Source organism: Streptomyces poriticola (genome assembly GCF_036689765.1).
In the GTDB taxonomy this organism is placed as follows: Bacteria; Actinomycetota; Actinomycetes; order Streptomycetales; family Streptomycetaceae; genus Streptomyces; species Streptomyces poriticola.
Genome location: NZ_JBAGKH010000019.1, coordinates 51407 through 66802, shown reverse-complemented (window position 1 = coordinate 66802; position 15396 = coordinate 51407). Strand labels below are relative to the sequence as shown.

General features: G+C 70.1%; 12 protein-coding genes. 4 read left to right on the top strand and 8 right to left on the bottom strand.

Annotated elements, in window-relative coordinates; genetic code table 11:
* The first annotated feature begins 9 nt into the window (after window positions 1-9).
* Window positions 10-2205: a 3-hydroxyacyl-CoA dehydrogenase NAD-binding domain-containing protein gene (locus V5O46_RS21850; protein WP_332886345.1), complete on the top strand. Its 2196-nt coding sequence runs from the start codon at window positions 10-12 to the stop codon at window positions 2203-2205.
* Here V5O46_RS21850 and V5O46_RS21845 read toward each other — a convergent pair.
* Together V5O46_RS21845 and V5O46_RS21840 are read right to left on the bottom strand one after the other, a co-directional pair.
* Complete coding sequence (locus V5O46_RS21845) at window positions 2174-2902, bottom strand: MerR family transcriptional regulator (protein WP_332886344.1); 729 nt, start codon at window positions 2900-2902, stop codon at window positions 2174-2176. The two genes, V5O46_RS21850 and V5O46_RS21845, sit on opposite strands and share 32 nt — an antisense overlap.
* A 199-nt stretch (window positions 2903-3101) precedes the next feature.
* Entirely contained in the window at window positions 3102-4598 is a 1497-nt protein-coding gene (locus tag V5O46_RS21840) for a M1 family metallopeptidase (RefSeq protein WP_332886343.1), read from the bottom strand.
* 189 nt (window positions 4599-4787) lie between these two features.
* On the opposite strand from V5O46_RS21840, the gene V5O46_RS21835 reads away from it, so the two are divergent.
* A complete protein-coding gene (locus tag V5O46_RS21835) occupies window positions 4788-4994 on the top strand; it encodes a hypothetical protein (protein WP_332886342.1) in 207 nt (68 codons plus the stop codon).
* An 86-nt stretch (window positions 4995-5080) separates the two neighbouring features.
* Window positions 5081-6334, top strand: a complete 1254-nt coding sequence (locus V5O46_RS21830; protein ID WP_332886390.1) for a M14 family metallopeptidase — start codon at window positions 5081-5083, stop codon at window positions 6332-6334.
* Between the two features lie 236 nt (window positions 6335-6570).
* Here V5O46_RS21830 and V5O46_RS21825 read toward each other — a convergent pair whose 3' ends face one another.
* The 6 genes from V5O46_RS21825 to V5O46_RS21800 all read right to left on the bottom strand — a co-directional run bounded on the left by V5O46_RS21825 (window position 6571) and on the right by V5O46_RS21800 (window position 13184).
* Window positions 6571-7650 (bottom strand): ABC transporter ATP-binding protein, encoded by a 1080-nt coding sequence (locus V5O46_RS21825; protein WP_332886341.1) that lies wholly within the window; start codon window positions 7648-7650, stop codon window positions 6571-6573.
* Between the two features lies 1 nt (window position 7651).
* Window positions 7652-8740 carry an ABC transporter ATP-binding protein gene (locus tag V5O46_RS21820; protein ID WP_332886340.1) on the bottom strand — a complete coding sequence of 363 codons (1089 nt, stop codon included), beginning with the start codon at window positions 8738-8740 and terminating at the stop codon, window positions 7652-7654.
* Window positions 8737-9582: a carbohydrate ABC transporter permease gene (locus V5O46_RS21815; RefSeq protein ID WP_332886339.1), complete on the bottom strand. Its 846-nt coding sequence runs from the start codon at window positions 9580-9582 to the stop codon at window positions 8737-8739. Before V5O46_RS21815 ends, V5O46_RS21820 begins: the two co-directional genes overlap by 4 nt.
* On the bottom strand, window positions 9579-10457 hold the full coding sequence (locus tag V5O46_RS21810) for a carbohydrate ABC transporter permease (RefSeq protein ID WP_332886338.1): 879 nt from the start codon (window positions 10455-10457) through the stop codon (window positions 9579-9581). The genes V5O46_RS21815 and V5O46_RS21810 overlap by 4 nt, the downstream gene beginning before the upstream one ends.
* A gap of 81 nt (window positions 10458-10538) precedes the next feature.
* Window positions 10539-12140 (bottom strand): ABC transporter substrate-binding protein, encoded by a 1602-nt coding sequence (locus V5O46_RS21805; protein WP_332886337.1) that lies wholly within the window; start codon window positions 12138-12140, stop codon window positions 10539-10541.
* 18 nt (window positions 12141-12158) lie between these two features.
* Window positions 12159-13184, bottom strand: coding sequence for an NAD(P)-dependent alcohol dehydrogenase (locus tag V5O46_RS21800; protein WP_332886336.1), 1026 nt, complete (start codon window positions 13182-13184; stop codon window positions 12159-12161).
* Window positions 13185-13367: 183 nt separating this feature from the next.
* Here V5O46_RS21800 and V5O46_RS21795 point away from each other — a divergent pair, with 183 nt between their 5' ends.
* Window positions 13368-15152: a sigma-54-dependent Fis family transcriptional regulator gene (locus V5O46_RS21795; protein WP_332886335.1), complete on the top strand. Its 1785-nt coding sequence runs from the start codon at window positions 13368-13370 to the stop codon at window positions 15150-15152.
* Window positions 15153-15396 lie beyond the last annotated feature (244 nt).

The following is a 15396-nucleotide window of genomic DNA, read 5'->3' as shown; positions in this document are numbered from 1 at the left end:
CACACCCTCATGAGCACCGAGTCCACCACCATCCGCTGGGAGCAGGACGGCACCGGCGTCGTCACCCTCGTCCTGGACGACCCGGACCAGTCCGCGAACACCATGAACCAGGCCTTCCGCGAGTCGCTCGCCGCGATCACCGACCGCCTGGAGGCCGAGAAGGAGTCGATCCGCGGGATCATCCTCACCTCCGCCAAGAAGACCTTCTTCGCCGGCGGCGACCTGCGCGACCTGATCCGCGTCACCCCCGAGACCGCCCAGGACCTGTTCGACGGCGGCATGGCGATCAAGCGGAACCTGCGGCGCATCGAGACCCTCGGCAAGCCGGTCGTGGCCGCCCTGAACGGCGCCGCGCTCGGCGGCGGCTACGAGATCGCCCTCGCCTGCCACCACCGCATCGCCCTGGACGCCCCCGGCTCCAAGATCGGCTGCCCCGAGGTCACCCTGGGCCTGCTCCCCGGGGGCGGCGGCGTGGTCCGCACCGTCCGCCTGCTGGGCATCGCCGACGCCCTGCTGAAGGTGCTCCTCCAGGGCACCCAGTACAACCCGCGCCGCGCCCTGGACAACGGCCTGGTCGACGAGGTCGCCGGCAGCCCCGAGGAGATGCTGGCCAAGGCCCGCGCCTTCATCGACGCCCACCCCGAGTCCGCCCAGCCCTGGGACCGGCCCGGCTACCGCATCCCCGGCGGCACCCCCGCCAACCCCAGGTTCGCGGCCAACCTGCCCGCCTTCCCGGCCAACCTGCGCAAGCAGACGAACGGCGCCCCCTACCCGGCCCCGCGCAACATCATGGCCGCGGCCGTCGAGGGCTCCCAGGTCGACTTCGAGACCGCCCAGGTCATCGAGGCCCGCTACTTCGTCGAACTGGCCGCCGGACAGACCTCGAAGAACATGATCCAGGCGTTCTTCTTCGACCTCCAGGCCGTCAACTCCGGCGCCAACCGCCCCCAGGGCGTCGAGCCCCGCGGAGTGCGCAGGGTCGCCGTTCTCGGCGCGGGCATGATGGGCGCCGGCATCGCCTACTCGTGCGCCCGCGCGGGCATCGAGGTCGTCCTGAAGGACGTCTCGGCGGACGCGGCGGCCAAGGGCAAGGGCTACTCCGAGAAGCTGTGCGCCAAGGCCGTCGCCAAGGGCCGTACGACACAGGAGAAGGCGGACGCGCTGCTCGCCCGCATCACCCCGACGGCGGAGGCCGGCGACCTCGCCGGCTGCGACGCGGTCATCGAGGCGGTCTTCGAGGACACCGCCCTCAAGCACAAGGTCTTCCAGGAGATCGAGCAGGTCGTCGCGCCCGACGCGCTGCTGTGCTCGAACACCTCCACCCTGCCCATCAGCGCCCTCGCCGAAGGAGTGGAGCGCCAGGCCGACTTCATCGGTCTGCACTTCTTCTCGCCCGTCGACAAGATGCCGCTGGTAGAGATCATCAGGGGCGAGCGCACCGGCGACGAGGCCCTCGCCCGCGCCTTCGACCTGGTCCGGCAGATCAACAAGACCCCGATCGTGGTCAACGACTCGCGGGGCTTCTTCACCTCCCGGGTCATCGGCCACTTCATCAACGAGGGTGTCGCCATGGTCGGGGAGGGCGTCGAGCCCGCGTCCGTCGAGCAGGCCGCCGCCCAGGCCGGCTACCCGGCCAAGGTGCTCTCCCTGATGGACGAGCTGACCCTCACCCTGCCCCGCAAGATCCGGAACGAGACGAGGCGGGCCGTGGAGGAGGCGGGCGGCAGCTGGACCCCGCACCCCGCCGAGGCCGTCATCGACCGCATGGTCGACGAGTTCGGCCGCACCGGCCGCAGCGGCGGCGCCGGCTTCTACGAGTACGCGGAGGACGGCAGCCGCGCGGACCTCTGGCCGGGCCTGCGGGAGCACTTCGGCCGGCCGGGGCACGAGATCCCGTTCCGGGACATGCAGGAGCGCATGCTCTTCTCGGAGGCGCTGGACACCGTCCGGCTGCTGGAGGAGGGCGTGCTGACCTCTGTCGCCGATGCCAACATCGGATCGATCCTGGGCATCGGATTCCCCGGCTGGACAGGAGGCGTGCTCCAGTACATCAACGGCTACGAAGGGGGCGTGTCCGGTTTCGCGGCCCGCGCGCGCGAGCTCGCCGAGCGCTACGGCGACCGGTTCACGCCGCCCGCGCTGCTGGTGCAGAAGGCGGAGAACGGCGAGGTGTTCAGCGACCGAACCCCGCGTCCGACCGGGTGAGCCACTCGCCCAGCTCTTCCCGCAGCGACCGCTGGAACGTCGTCAGCAGCGCCTGCACCACCAGGGGTTGCATGTGCGCCGACAGGGACCGCACGTCCCGGGCGTCGCGTTCCGCCACCTCGTCGCGGAAGAGCTGGGCCAGCTCGTGCGCCGCGGCGCGCGAGTGCTCGATGAGGACCTTGCGCGCCGCCAGGATCGCCTCCTGCGACAGCGGCACGTCCAGCAGCTGTACGCCGAGCCGCAGCAGGCCGAGGTCGACGCGGTAGCCCTCCGGGACCGGCCGCACCACGTCCATCGCGGTCAGCCGCTCCACCTCGTCGTCCCCCAGCTCCCGTCCGGCCCGCCGCTGCAGCGCCTCCCGGCCGAGCGTCTCCTCGGAGTCCGGGGCCCAGGAGGCCACCACCGCGCGGTGGATGGCCAGATCCTGCGGGCTCAGGTCCGGCGGCAGCTGCTGCAGATAGCGCTCGATGCCGGACAGTGTCATCCCCTGCGCCTGCAGCTCCTCGATGAGGGCGAGACGGGCCAGATGCGCACGGCCGTAGTGACCGACGCGGCGCGGTCCGATCGCGGGCGGCGGCAGCAGTCCCTTGGTGCTGTAGAAGCGGATCGTGCGCACCGTGACCCCGGCCTGCGCGGCCAGCTCGTCGACCGTCAGCGCCGGCTCCTCGGCGTGGCTCTCCGTGTGCAGGCTCTCCATGTGCAGCAGTATCGCTGTCTCACCAGTGCTGTGAAACCACGGAGGCCGCCCACGGCCGATCATGTGACAAGTCACGCTCTGTGACATGAGCCGCCGTGTGCGGTGCATGAGGTGTGGGCAGATGCTGCGTCGGTCTGTGCCGCGATCGGTCGCGCAGTTCCCCGCCCCCCTTCAGAGCGCCGGACGCCCGCTGCGCGCGTCAGTGCTCGTGCACCCCGTTCGTCGCCGCGATCTTCCGCCATGACTTCGGCTGCACCGGTGCCGCAGGCGACGCGGTCGCCACGGATGCCGCGCGGGCCGCCGGGGCCGAGGGCTTGGCGGGCTCGTACAGCCAGGTGTCGAAGAGGGCGGCGAGGGGCTTGCCGGAGACCTCCTCGGCGTACCGGCGGAAGTCGGCGACCGAGGCGTTGCCGTGGGCGTACTTCCGCGGCCAGCCCTTGAGGACGGCGAAGAACGCCGTGTCGCCGATCTCGTTGCGCAGCGCCTGCAGAGCCAGCGCACCCCGGTCGTAGACCGCGAGGTGGAACTGGTTCTCCGGCCCGGGATCGCCCGGCCGCACCGTCCAGAACGGGTCGTCGGCCGGACGCGAGGCGTAGACGTGGTCGGCCAGTTCCTGCGCGGTGCCCTCGCCCTCGTGCTCGGACCACAGCCACTGCGCGTACCGGGCGAAGCCCTCGTTGATCCAGATGTCCCGCCAGCCGCGCACGGACACCAGGTCGCCGTACCACTGGTGGGCCAGCTCGTGGACGACGACGGACACGTTGGACCCGTCGGCGAACTGGCGCGGGCTGTAGAACGGCCGGGTCTGGGTCTCCAGCGCGTACCCGGTGTCCGTGTTCGGGACGTAGCCGCCCAGGGCGTCGTACGGATAGGGGCCGAAGTACTCGCTGAGCCAGTCGGCGATCTCACCGGTCCGCTCCACGCTGGCCCGCGCGGCCCCGTCGTGCGCGCCGAGATCCCTGCTGTAGGCGTTGACGACCGGGATACCGCTCTCCGTGGTTCCGGTGGTCACGTCGAACCTCCCGACGGCGAGCGTCGCGAGGTAGCTGGCCTGCGGCTGGGCGGACCGCCAGTTCCAGCGGGTCCAGCCGAGCCGCGAACGGGTGGACTGCAGCGTGCCGTTGGAGATGGCCTGGGTGCCGTCCGGCACCAGCACCGACACGTCGTAGGTGGCCTTGTCCAGCGGGTGGTCGTTGCTGGGGAACCACCACCAGGCCGCCTCGGGCTCGTTGGCCGCGACGCCGCCGTCGGGGGTGCGGTGCCAGCTGGTGAAGCCGTACGCCTGCTGCTGCGACGGCACCCCGCTGTAGCGCACCACGACGGTGACCGGATCGCCCTTGCGCAGCGGGCGCTCCGGGGTGACCTCCAGCTCGTGCTCGCCCGAGGTGGTGAACGACGCCTTCGCACCGTTCACCCGCACCTCGCCGACGTCCAGCAGAAAGTCCAGATTGAACCGCGACAGGTCCCGCGTGGTCCGCGCCAGGATCGTCGCCGTGCCCTGGAGCCGGTCGGTGTCCGGCCGGTACTTCAGCCGCAGGTCGTAGTGGGAGACGTCGTATCCGCCGTTGCCGTAGGCCGGGTAGTAGGGGTCGCCGATACCCGGTGCGCCAGGAGAGGCACCGGCGGCCGACGCCGGGATCGCCGGCAGGAGAAAGGCCACGGCCAGGGCGCCCGGCGCGATGAGTCCGCGGTGCACAGAAGCTCCAAGTCGTAGGGGTACGAGGTCGGTTCGGAGCCCATTGAGGCCCGGCCGCCCCCGGCGTGTCCACGGTGCCCGCCGTCGCACGATCGCCATTCGGCCGACCTGGGACACCCCGCCGCACCGTCCCCGTCCGCGCCCCGGGGCCCTCTTCTGCACGCCGGCCGGCCGATGTACCGTCCGCGCATGCCGACACGCATGCGCTTCACGAACTGGAGACCGCTCGCGACCACGGCCCTCGCCCCGTTCGCCGGCGGCACCGCCGCATTCGCCCGGGCCACCGCCGGCACGCAGGCCACCGCCGGCACGCAGGCCACCGCGCCCGCGGTCACGCCCCACCACGGGGTGACTGCCCCGCACACCCCGCACCGCGTCCCGGAGGGAGCCCGGTGAAGCAGCGCAGCACGGTCAAGCACAGCAGCCCGGTGAAGCCGCGCAGCACGGTGAAGCGCCGCATCCCCGCCCTGGCCGTCACCGCGATGGCACTCGCCGCATCCCTGGTCACCGTCCCCGCCCACGCCGCCGACCTCGCCGGGGATCCGCCGCGCACCGGCTTCGAGCGGACCGACGGTGCCCGCTGGACCAGCCAGTCCGAGGAACAGGACCTCCTGGCCGCCGCCGACCGGGTGAGCCACCGTGTCTCCGTCGCCCGCATCGGCACCACGGAACAGGGCCGTCCGCTGCAGCTCGTCACCGCCGGCCGGCCCTCCGCCCCGCACAAGGTGCTGCTGGTCTGCAGCCAGCACGGGGACGAACCCGCCGGCCGCGAGGCCTGCCTGTCCACCGTGCGCGATCTCGCCTGGGCCCGGGACCGGCAGACCCGCCGCTTCCTGGACCGCACCACCGTGCTGGTCGTGCCCACCGCCAACCCCGACGGCCGGGCCGCCGACACCCGCGGCAACGGCGACGGGCTCGACATCAACCGCGACCACCTCTCCCTGCGGACCGCCGAGGCCCGCGCGCTGGCCGCCGTGGTCCGCGACCACCGCCCCGACGTCGTCTACGACCTGCACGAGTACGGTGCCACACCCCCGTACTACGACCGGGACCTGTTCGACCTGTGGCCGCGCAACCTCAACACCCACCCGGCGATCCACCACGAGGCGCAGACTCTCTCCCGCGCCCATGTGCGGCCCGCCGCCGAGCACGCCGGCTACTCGACCGGCACCTACGGCATCTGGACCGACCCCGACACCGGCGAACCGATCAAGCAGACCGCGGGCGACGGCCAGGAGCGCATCCTGCGGAACATGTCCGGCATCAAGCACGGGATCGGCCTGCTCATCGAGAGCCGCGTCGACCCCCTCACCGACGCCGAGCGGGGCGACCGGGCGCTGAACAACCTGCGCCGGGTGCACTCGCAACTCGCCGCCCTCGACGGTCTGCTCGACTACGCCGACGCGCGCCGCGGGCGCATCGCCGCGGCCACCGGCGTGGCGCGCCACGCCGGGTACGCCGACCGCGGACCGGTGTACCTCGGCGGCGCCGACAACGAGGCGCCCGGACCGGACGAGGTCATCGCCGACCCGCCCTGCGGCTACCGGCTCACCCCGGCCCAGTACGCGGAGGTGAGCGACGAACTCGCCCTGCACGGCGTACGCGCACACCGCACGGGCGACGGCGGCGCCTACGTGCCGTTGCGGCAGTCGCAGCGCGCCCTGGTGCCGCTGCTGCTCGACGAGCGCGCCACCTATCGTCTGGCGGCGGCCCGGCCGGACACGTCGTGCCGATGAGAGGTGTCTCCGGGGCGCCGGCGCCGCTCGCTCTCCCGACACCCCGACGCCCCGACGCCCCGACGCCCCGACGGAGACCGTCGTGGTTCCGCCAGGGCTCGGCCGGCCGTTGCCCCCGCGATCCGTGCCCCCGGTCGGCGACGCGGGTCGCCAGGGGCAGCGGCGGGCTGGGGGATGCGCCATCACGGCGCCGGCGCACGTTCGGGGCGGCGCAGCGGGTCATGGCGGACGGATCGTCACGACCGCAGTACCAGTCGGCCGTCGGCGTACGGAAGAACCCTGGCACGCGGCAGGTGCACCAGGACCTCCTCGCCTAGGGGGACTCCGTCCTCCCGCGGCGTCTTGGCCCTGACGGACTGCCCGTCGACCTCGAGCTCGAGCACACGCTGCGCGCCGTGGTCGCTGACGCTCCGCAGTCGTCCGGGGAAGGTGTTGGGGCCGGGGTCCGCGACGATCCTGACGTATTCGGGCCGGATGCCGACCTGGACGTCCGTCGTGCTCAGAGGGGTGTCCCAGGCGACGGACAGCGGTCGGCCGCCCAGTGCGAAGGCACCGTCGCTGACGTCCACGGTGAGGAAGTTCATTGCCGGTGAGCCGATGAAGTAGCCGACGTAGGTGGAGGAGGGCGCCTCGAACAGTTGCTCAGGTGTGCCCTGCTGCACGGCCCGGCCGTCCTTCATGACGAGCAGTTCCTGCGCGAAGCTCATCGCCTCGTACTGATCGTGCGTCACATAGATCACCGTGGGCCGGAACTGGTCGGTGATCTCCCGGATCTTGCGCCGGAGCGAGTGCTTCAGCTGCGGGTCGATCACGGTGAGCGGCTCGTCCATCAGCACGGCCGCCACATCGTCCCGGACCAGGCCCCGGCCGAGTGAGATCAGTTGTTTGTCGTCGGCGGTGAGCCCGCGCGCGGGCTGCCCCAGCCGGTCACGCAGGTCCAGGGCCTCCGCGACCTGCCGGACCTTGGCGTCGATCCTCGCCCGGTCCCAGCGTCGGCACTGGAGCGGGAAGGCCAGGTTGTCGTAGACCGTCATCGACTTGTAGATGACGGGGAACTGGAAGACCTGGGCGATGTTGCGCGCCTTCGTGGGCAGGGCGGTGACGTCGACGCCGTCGAACAGCACCCGCCCCCGGGATGGTCTGACCAGGCCGGACAGGATGTTCAGCAGTGTCGTCTTGCCGCAGCCCGAGGGCCCCACCAGCGCATAGGTCCTGCCGGACTCGAAAGTCAGCCTCAGCGGCTTCAGAGCCCACCGCTCCTGCTCGGCGCCCGGCGCGTACGCGTGCCCGATGTCGACGATGTCCAACTGCGCCATGTCAACGGCCTCCCACCGAAGCGAGTGTGTATGAAGGTGTCCGCATGAGCGCCCCCTGCTCGTCGAAGGCGAACAGCCGGTCGGGACGGAGCCGGAGTCTGACGAGGTCGCCGAGGGGGACGTCGTGGATGCCCTCGGTCTGTACGACGAAGGGGGTTCCGCCGACGACCACGTGGACGAAGGTCTCGGATCCGGAGATCTCCACGAATGTGACCTCCCCCTCGACGCCGCTCGAACCCAGGCTGACGTCGGTGGCGCGCAGGCCGAACTGGTAGGCCCCGTCGGGCAGGCCGGCCAGGTGCGCGGAGACGTGCGTGGCCTGGAAACCGGCCACGGTGACCTGACCGCCCTCGAGCCGGCCCGGGAAGATGTTCATGGGTGGGTCGTTGATGATGGACGCCACCATGGTGGTCGCCGGGCGTTCGAAGACCTCCTGCGGGCTGCCGGTCTGCAGGATGCGCCCCTCGTGCATGACCAGGACCACGTCACCGAGCATCATCGCCTCGGCGGGCTCGGTGGTGGTGTAGACGACGATCGTGTCGCCCTGGTCCGAGAAGAGGGTCCTGAACTCGTCGCGCAGCTGTTCGCGCAACTTGTAGTCCAGGTTCGCCAGTGGCTCGTCGAGCAGGAGAATACCGGTATCCCGGGCCAGGGCGCGAGCCATCGCGACGCGCTGCTGCTGGCCGCCGGAGAGCTGGGACGGCTTGCGCTTGTCGAAGTCCGCCAGCCCCACCCTCGCCAGGCTCTGCCGGACCCGGCACCGGATCTCGTCCCGCGACAGCCCGGCCCGCTTCAGTGGGAAGGCCACGTTGTCGAACACATCGAGGTGCGGGTAGTTGATGAACTGCTGGTAGACCATCGCGGTGTCGCGCCGCCACACCGGCGTCCTCATGAAGTCGGCCCCCGCCAGGGTCAGCGAGCCGGAATCCACCTTCTGCAGGCCGGCGAGGGCCCGCAGCAGCGTCGTCTTCCCGGCCATCGTCCGGCCGATGACGGTGTGGAGCCGACCCGGCATGAAGGTGGCGGTCACGTTCCTGAGGTGGTCGACACCGTCGACGGTCAGGCACAGGTCAGTGGCGCTCAGGTTCATCGGACCGCTCCAGACAGGTTTCCCTTGGACAGCAGGCGCTCCACCCAGAGGGCGAGCAGGATCAGCGGTGCCACGCCGAAGAGCGCGGCGGCCGACAGCGTCCACCACGGTGGGATGGAGGAGTTGAGGGCGACGACCGCCTGGGGCAGGGTCTGGACCTCGGTGAAGGTCAGGCGGAAGGCGAAGAAGAAGTCGTTCCAGCCGAACACGGCGCAGAACATGGCCGCGACGGTCAGCCCGGGCAGGGAGTTCGGCAGGATCGCCCGTACGAAGGTCTGGAACGGCGGGCAGCCGTCCAGCATCGCCATCTCGTCGATCTCCCTGGGGATGCCGTTGAAGAAGTCCACCATCACCCAGACAGCGATCGGCAGCAGGAGCGCGACCGTCACGATGACCAGTCCCGGGATGGTGTCCAGGAGGCCGCCCCACTGCAGGAGATAGAAGAAGGGGATCACCAGGACGACGGGCGGCATGATCCGTTGGGAGACGAAGAAGAAGACGATGTCGCTGTTCTTGATGAAGCCCAGCCTGAACCGGTACCGGGACAGTGCGTAGGCGGCCAGCGATCCCAGGGCCAGGCTGATGGCGGACGCGGCGATGGTGACGACGGCACTGTTGAGGAAGGGATCGATCACATCGACGCCGCCGGCTCCGCCGAAGATGTTGCGCCATCCGGTGAGGGTGGGCTCGTACTGCGCCCATGGGACGTAGGTGGGACCGCCCTGGACGGCGTTGGCGTTCTTGAAGCTGGTCGTCATCGCCCAGAAGAACGGTCCGGCGACGAAGCAGGCCCACAGGGCGATCACCGTGTACTTGAAGATGGGATAAAGGCGCGACCTCATGAGTCCCCCTTCAGCTTGAAGGCCCTGGTGAGCAGGGCGGCGACGACCGTGAGCGTGACGATCATCAGGACGAGGTAGGTCAGGGACATCGCCCCGCTGTAGCCGGTCTGCTGATCGCGGAGCCCCTGGATGTAGAGGTAGTAACCCGGGGTCTCCGTGGAGGACCCCGGCCCGCCGGACGTCAGGACGTAGACGCTGTCGGAGAGCTTGGACGCCTCGATCAACCGGATGACGACCGCGGCGACCGAGACCGGTGCCATCAGCGGGAAGGTCACCTTCCAGAAGGTGCGCCAGGTGCCGGCACCGTCGATGGCGGCGGCCATGAACGGCTCCTTGGGCAGGCTGAGCAGGCCGGCCAGCAGCAGCAGGAACATGAAGGGGGTCCACTGCCAGACCTCGACGGTCATCAGCGCGACCAGGGCCGGTCCGGACTCGGTGAGCCAGGGAATCCTCGTCAGGCCCAGCATCCCCAGCAGGTCGTTCACCGGCCCCAGGGACTCATGGAAGATCGTCTGCCAGATGGCGGCCATCACCACGGGCGTGGTCATCATGGGGACCAGAAACAGCACCCGCCAGAATCTGCGGCCGCGTACCTCGCGCCAGACCAGCAGGGCCACGCCGAAGCCGATGAGGTACTGGATCAGGACCGTGCCGCCGGCCAGCAGGATCAGCCGGGTGATGGAGGCCCAGAAACGGCTGTCGTGCAGCATCGCGGTGTAGTTGGCCCCTCCGATGAAGTCCATCTGAGGGTTGCTGACGTTCCAGCCGGAGAAGCTGACGCGGATGGTGAACAGAAGCGGGAAAATGATGATCAGGAAGAGCGTGAGCAGTCCCGGCAGCAGGAACATGCTCTTGTGCCGGCGCAGGCCGTCCATGGTTCTCCTCGCGGAAGGGGGCGGGTGTCCCCGGGTGGCCGGCCGGTGCGGTCCGGCCACCCGGGGCGCCCTGCGTTCGGATCAGGACTTGTCCTCGAGCGCGACCACGTCGCGATAGGCGCTTCGGACCTTGTCCTCGCCGATCCGTTCGGTGATCTCGGCCCATTCCCCGGCCACGGCGTCCAGCGCCCGCTGCGGGGACTCCTGGCCCGCCAGCGCCGCGGCGACTCCGTTGGCCAGCGCGGACATGTACTGGTTGACGCCGGGGACGCGCAGGTCGAACACGCGGTTGGGGTTCTCTTCCATGCCGGAGAGCGTGTTCACGTACGCCTCGGCGACGTCCTTGTCCCAGCCCTGCTTCTCCCAGAACCCCGGGTCGAAGTGGGAGGTGCGGTAGGGGTTGACACCGAAGCGTCCGATGGTCAGGTCGAGAGCGGTGTTCGCCTCGTTGCTGAAGAAGCACAGGTAGTCGAAGGCCATCTCCTGGTGGCTGGACGCCTTGGCCACCGCGGAGGTCCATCCCCAGGTGAAGTACGCCGCCTGGTTCGCCTTCCTGTCCCATGACTTCGTGGTGCGGTTGTAGACCTCCGTGGAGCCCGGCAGCGGCGCCGCCTCGACCGTGTTGCGGATCCTGCTGTCCGGCTGCTGGGCCTGGATGAAGGCGTCGTCCCAGGAATAGGACAGCAGCGTCTGGCCGCCGCCGAAGGAGAAGATCTCGTCCCCCAGGCCGAAGTTGGCGCCGCCGGGGGCCCAGGTGGACCTGGCCTTCACCATGTCCTCCAGGGCGCGCACGAAGCCGGGCGTGTTGATCAGCGGCTTCATGGTCTCGACATCGAAGAAGACACCGCCCTTGACGTCCGGGTTCTTCACGTACGGCGCCGCACGGCTGATGAACGCGGAGAACGTCAGGTCGTCGCGCTTGGTGATCTCGGCGCTGCCGTAGTTCTTCTTGCCGTCGCCGTCGAGGTCCTCACCGTTGAGGACCTCGGCCATGTCCTGGTATTCGGCCCAGGTCGTGGGGACCTTCAGGTCCTTGCCCGTGGCCTCTTTGTACTGCGCCTGCCACTTCGGGTCCTTCAGCACATCGGCGCGGACCTTGAGGTAGTGCCGATCACCGTCCACCGGGAACTGCACGACCTTCCCGTCCCAGGTCGCCACGTCCATGTAGGCCTGGGTGACGTCCTTCATACCGGTGGTGTTCAGGTACTTCTCCGGCACCGGGGCCAGGTGCGGGGCCAGGTCGCCGATCCACAGGGACGGGTAGAACATGACGTCGTACGCCGGCTGGCCCGCCTGGAGCGGCGTGAGGATCTTCTGGTGCAGCTCGCCGAAGGGGACGTTGACCACGTCGACGTTCCCGCCGGTGATCTCCTCGAACTGCTTGGCATGCAGTTGCGTCGGCTCACCGATGACCGGGACGGCATGGCTGATGATCTTCAGCGTCTGTCCGGAGTAGTCCTTGCGGCTGATCGACTCGTAGCTGCAGGTGCCGGGGACGTCCCTGACCTTCGTCGCCGGGTAGTTCTTGCCGTACTTCTCGTAGCTGATCTGCGAGCCGGGCTCGAAGAGCGCGGCCTTCTCCTTGGGCTTGTGCTGTGCCTCGTTCTGGGCGGTGCACGCGGTGGCGGTCAGGGCCGCGGCGGCCGCGACGGCGACCAGGCCCGGGTACGGTCTGCTGCGCATGGGGCTTCTCCTGCGGTGTCAGGGAATCAAGATCGCTCGGCCGCGTACGGCGCCGGCGTCCAGGTCGTCGAGGGCCTGCCGGAAGGAGGCGAGGGGGTAGCGCTGGGTGTGCAGGGCGACCTTGCCGCGGGCCGCCAGGACCATCAGCTCGGAGAGGTCGTTGTAGGACCCCACGAGGTTGCCGATGAAGTTGATCTCCGTGGAGATGACGTCGATCGTCGGCACCCGGAGGTGGCCGCCGTAGCCGATGACGTAGTAGTTGCCGTTGCGACGCAGACAGGCCACGCCCGTCTCGACGGCGCCACCCTCACCGACGAAGTCCAGGACGGCCTCCGCCCCGTGCCCTGCGGTCAGGTCCCGGACAGCGTCGGCCTCGTTGCCGTCCGCGAGGAGTGTGTGGTCGGCGCCGAGTTCCCCGGCCAGCGCGAGGGCCTCGGGGCTGCGGTCGATGACGATCATCTCGACCGGCGACAGGGCCCGCAGCACCTGGATGCCGATGTGTCCGAGCCCACCGGCGCCGATGACCACGGCCTTGTCACCGGGCCACAGTGTCCGGGCCGCCTTGGCGGCGGCGTGGTACGCCGTGAGCCCGGCGTCCGCCAGGGCCGCCACCGAGGCCGGCTCCAGGGACGGGGCCAGGGGCACCACCGAGCGGGCGGTGGTCTTCAGGTACTCGGCGTAGCCCCCGTCTGCGTCGATGCCGGGGAAGGCCGAGTTCATGCAGTGCACGTCGTCGCCGGCCCGGCAGGCGCGGCACAGGCCGCAGGTCACCAGCGGGTGCAGGATGACCGGGTCGCCCACCTCGACGTTGGTGACGGCCTCCCCGACCTCCGCGACCCAGCCGGCGTTCTCGTGGCCGATCGTGTACGGAAGGGCGACCCCGCTCTTCTCCTTCCACTGTCCTTCGAGGATGTGCAGATCGGTCCGGCAGACCCCGGCGCCCCCGATCTTCACGATCACCTCCAGCGGGCTGGTGATCTGCGGATCCGGCACGTCCGCGAGCACGGGCGGCTCGTCGTACTTGATGACCTGCACGGCTTTCATGGCGGCTCCCTGCGAGTCGGCGGGTGGGCGGTTCGCCGATTACACAGGCCGCCGCTCGCAGGTCGATGTCTCAGAATCCGTCCGCGAATGTCTCAATGTGATACATGCCGTAGGTGTGACGGCGCCCGAGCTGTTCCAATCGGTGCACCGAGGAATGTGACGCGCGCCGCACGGGAGTGTTAAATGCCCCGACACCAACCCGGGAACTCGCTGAGAGCAGCCAGAGAGCGCTATCTGGAGGTCACCGACGATCCGAGTGCCCGGCCGCTCGTGGTCGCCTCATGGCAGCGCTCGATCGAGTACCAGGTCAAGTCGGGCAGCCTTGACGCTCCCTACCTGGACAACCCCAATCTGGAGAGCCCCCTGGCCAGGGCGGCGCTGCCCATCCTGGACTCGCTGCACGAGCAGCTCGCAGACGACCCGGTGTCCACGATGATCACAGACCGGAACGGTGTCGTGCTGTCGCGGAGGGTGTCCCACGAGGGTCTGACCACGCACCTCAACCGCGTACGTCTGGCCCCTGGACATGTGTTCTCGGAGCGTTATGTGGGCACCAACGGCATCGGGACCGCGCTGGCCAGCGGGCGCCCGGTCGTCATCGCCGGAAGGCAGCACTACGTCGAAGAGCTGCGGGAGTTCCACTGCGCGGCCGTACCGGTCCTGCATCCCACCCGGGGCAGCCTGCTGGGAGCGTTCAACCTCACTACGATCCGTCAGGGCTCCGACGGCATGCTGATGGCCTTCGCCCGCTCGGTCGCGTCCCAGATCGAGGCCGAGATCGCGGCGATCACCTCGCGGCGCGAGCGGGCCCTCTTCCAGGACTACATGGAGGCGTGCTCCTCGGCGCGCCCGGGGCCCGTGCTGGCACTCAACCGCGATGTCGTCATGATGAACGAGCAGCTCAGTGCTGCCGTGACCGGGCCCGATCACTATGCGCTGCTCGACCACGCACGGGAGATTGCCGGCCATCACCGGCTGGAGGGGACCCGCACCATCGCCCTGCCCTCGGGGCGGGTCGCCGAACTCAGGGTCAGGCGCTGCCGGCGTGAGGACAGCGACGCGGGCGCCGTCTTCCGGGTCCGGCTGATCGGACGGGCCCAGCCCACAGCTGCGGTGTGCGCCGCGCCCGTCCGCTCCGGCCTGGGACTGGTGGGTTCGTCCCCGTCCTGGCTGCGCGCGGTCGCCGACAGTGATACGGCGTTCGTCGCCGGGACGTGGCTCCATCTTCTGGGCGAGGCCGGCGTCGGCAAGCGGACGCTGGTCGAGGCTCTGCACCGGGCCCACGGCGCCGGACGTCGGCTGGAGGTGCGGGAACCGCCGCCGTCGGATTCCCCTGCCGTCACCGAGCGCTGGCTGCACGACATCGGTGAGCTGCTCGTCGTGCCGTCCCAGGTGCTCCTCCTGAGCGATGTGCACCTGCTGGGCGACCAGCTGCGGCGGCGGCTGACGAACCTGCTGGTGCGGAGGGCCGCCGGCGCGACCGTGCAGCTGGTCATGACCAGTCAGCCGTCGATGGTCGGCGCCGCCGACGAGCTCGACCAGGTCTGCGGCGCCTCCGTGGAGGTGCCGGCGCTGCGCCATCGCCACGGGGACACCGAGCACCTGGCGCGGTTCTTCCTGCGTAAGTACCGGCCGAGCGGTGAGAGCAGGTTCTCCCCGGATGCGCTGACCATGCTGCAGCGCTGCCCGTGGCCGGAGAACGTCCGGCAGCTGGAGTCGGTGATCCGGGGGCTGGCGCGGCGGGCTCCGAGCCGGGCGATCCATGCGGAGGATCTGCCGCCGGAATGCCGGGTGTCGTCGAACAGGGTCCTCACGACCATCGAGGCGCTGGAACGCGACGCCATTCTGCGCGGGTTGATGGACCGCGACTCCAACGTCCAGCGGACCGCACAGGATCTCGGGATCTCCCGCGCCACGATGTACCGGAAGATGCGCCGCTACGGGATCGTCCCGTCCAGCCTGACGTGACGGACCGCTCCCGCACGCCGCCGCGGCGTGCGGCGCCCGCTCGGCGGGGTACGGCACTTCCGGAGGGAACGTGGGTGAGGCAGCCAGAAGGGTACGGGAGTCCGCTCCGGCGCCGGCCGAACCGGCGAACTCGTCGCGCTCGCCCAGCTCCTCCAGGCCACCGCACGCGACGTCCACCCCGGCTCCGCCCCGCTGATCGCCCGCCGGGCCGGAGGGCTCACCCATTCCTGTGCCAACTGTGGTA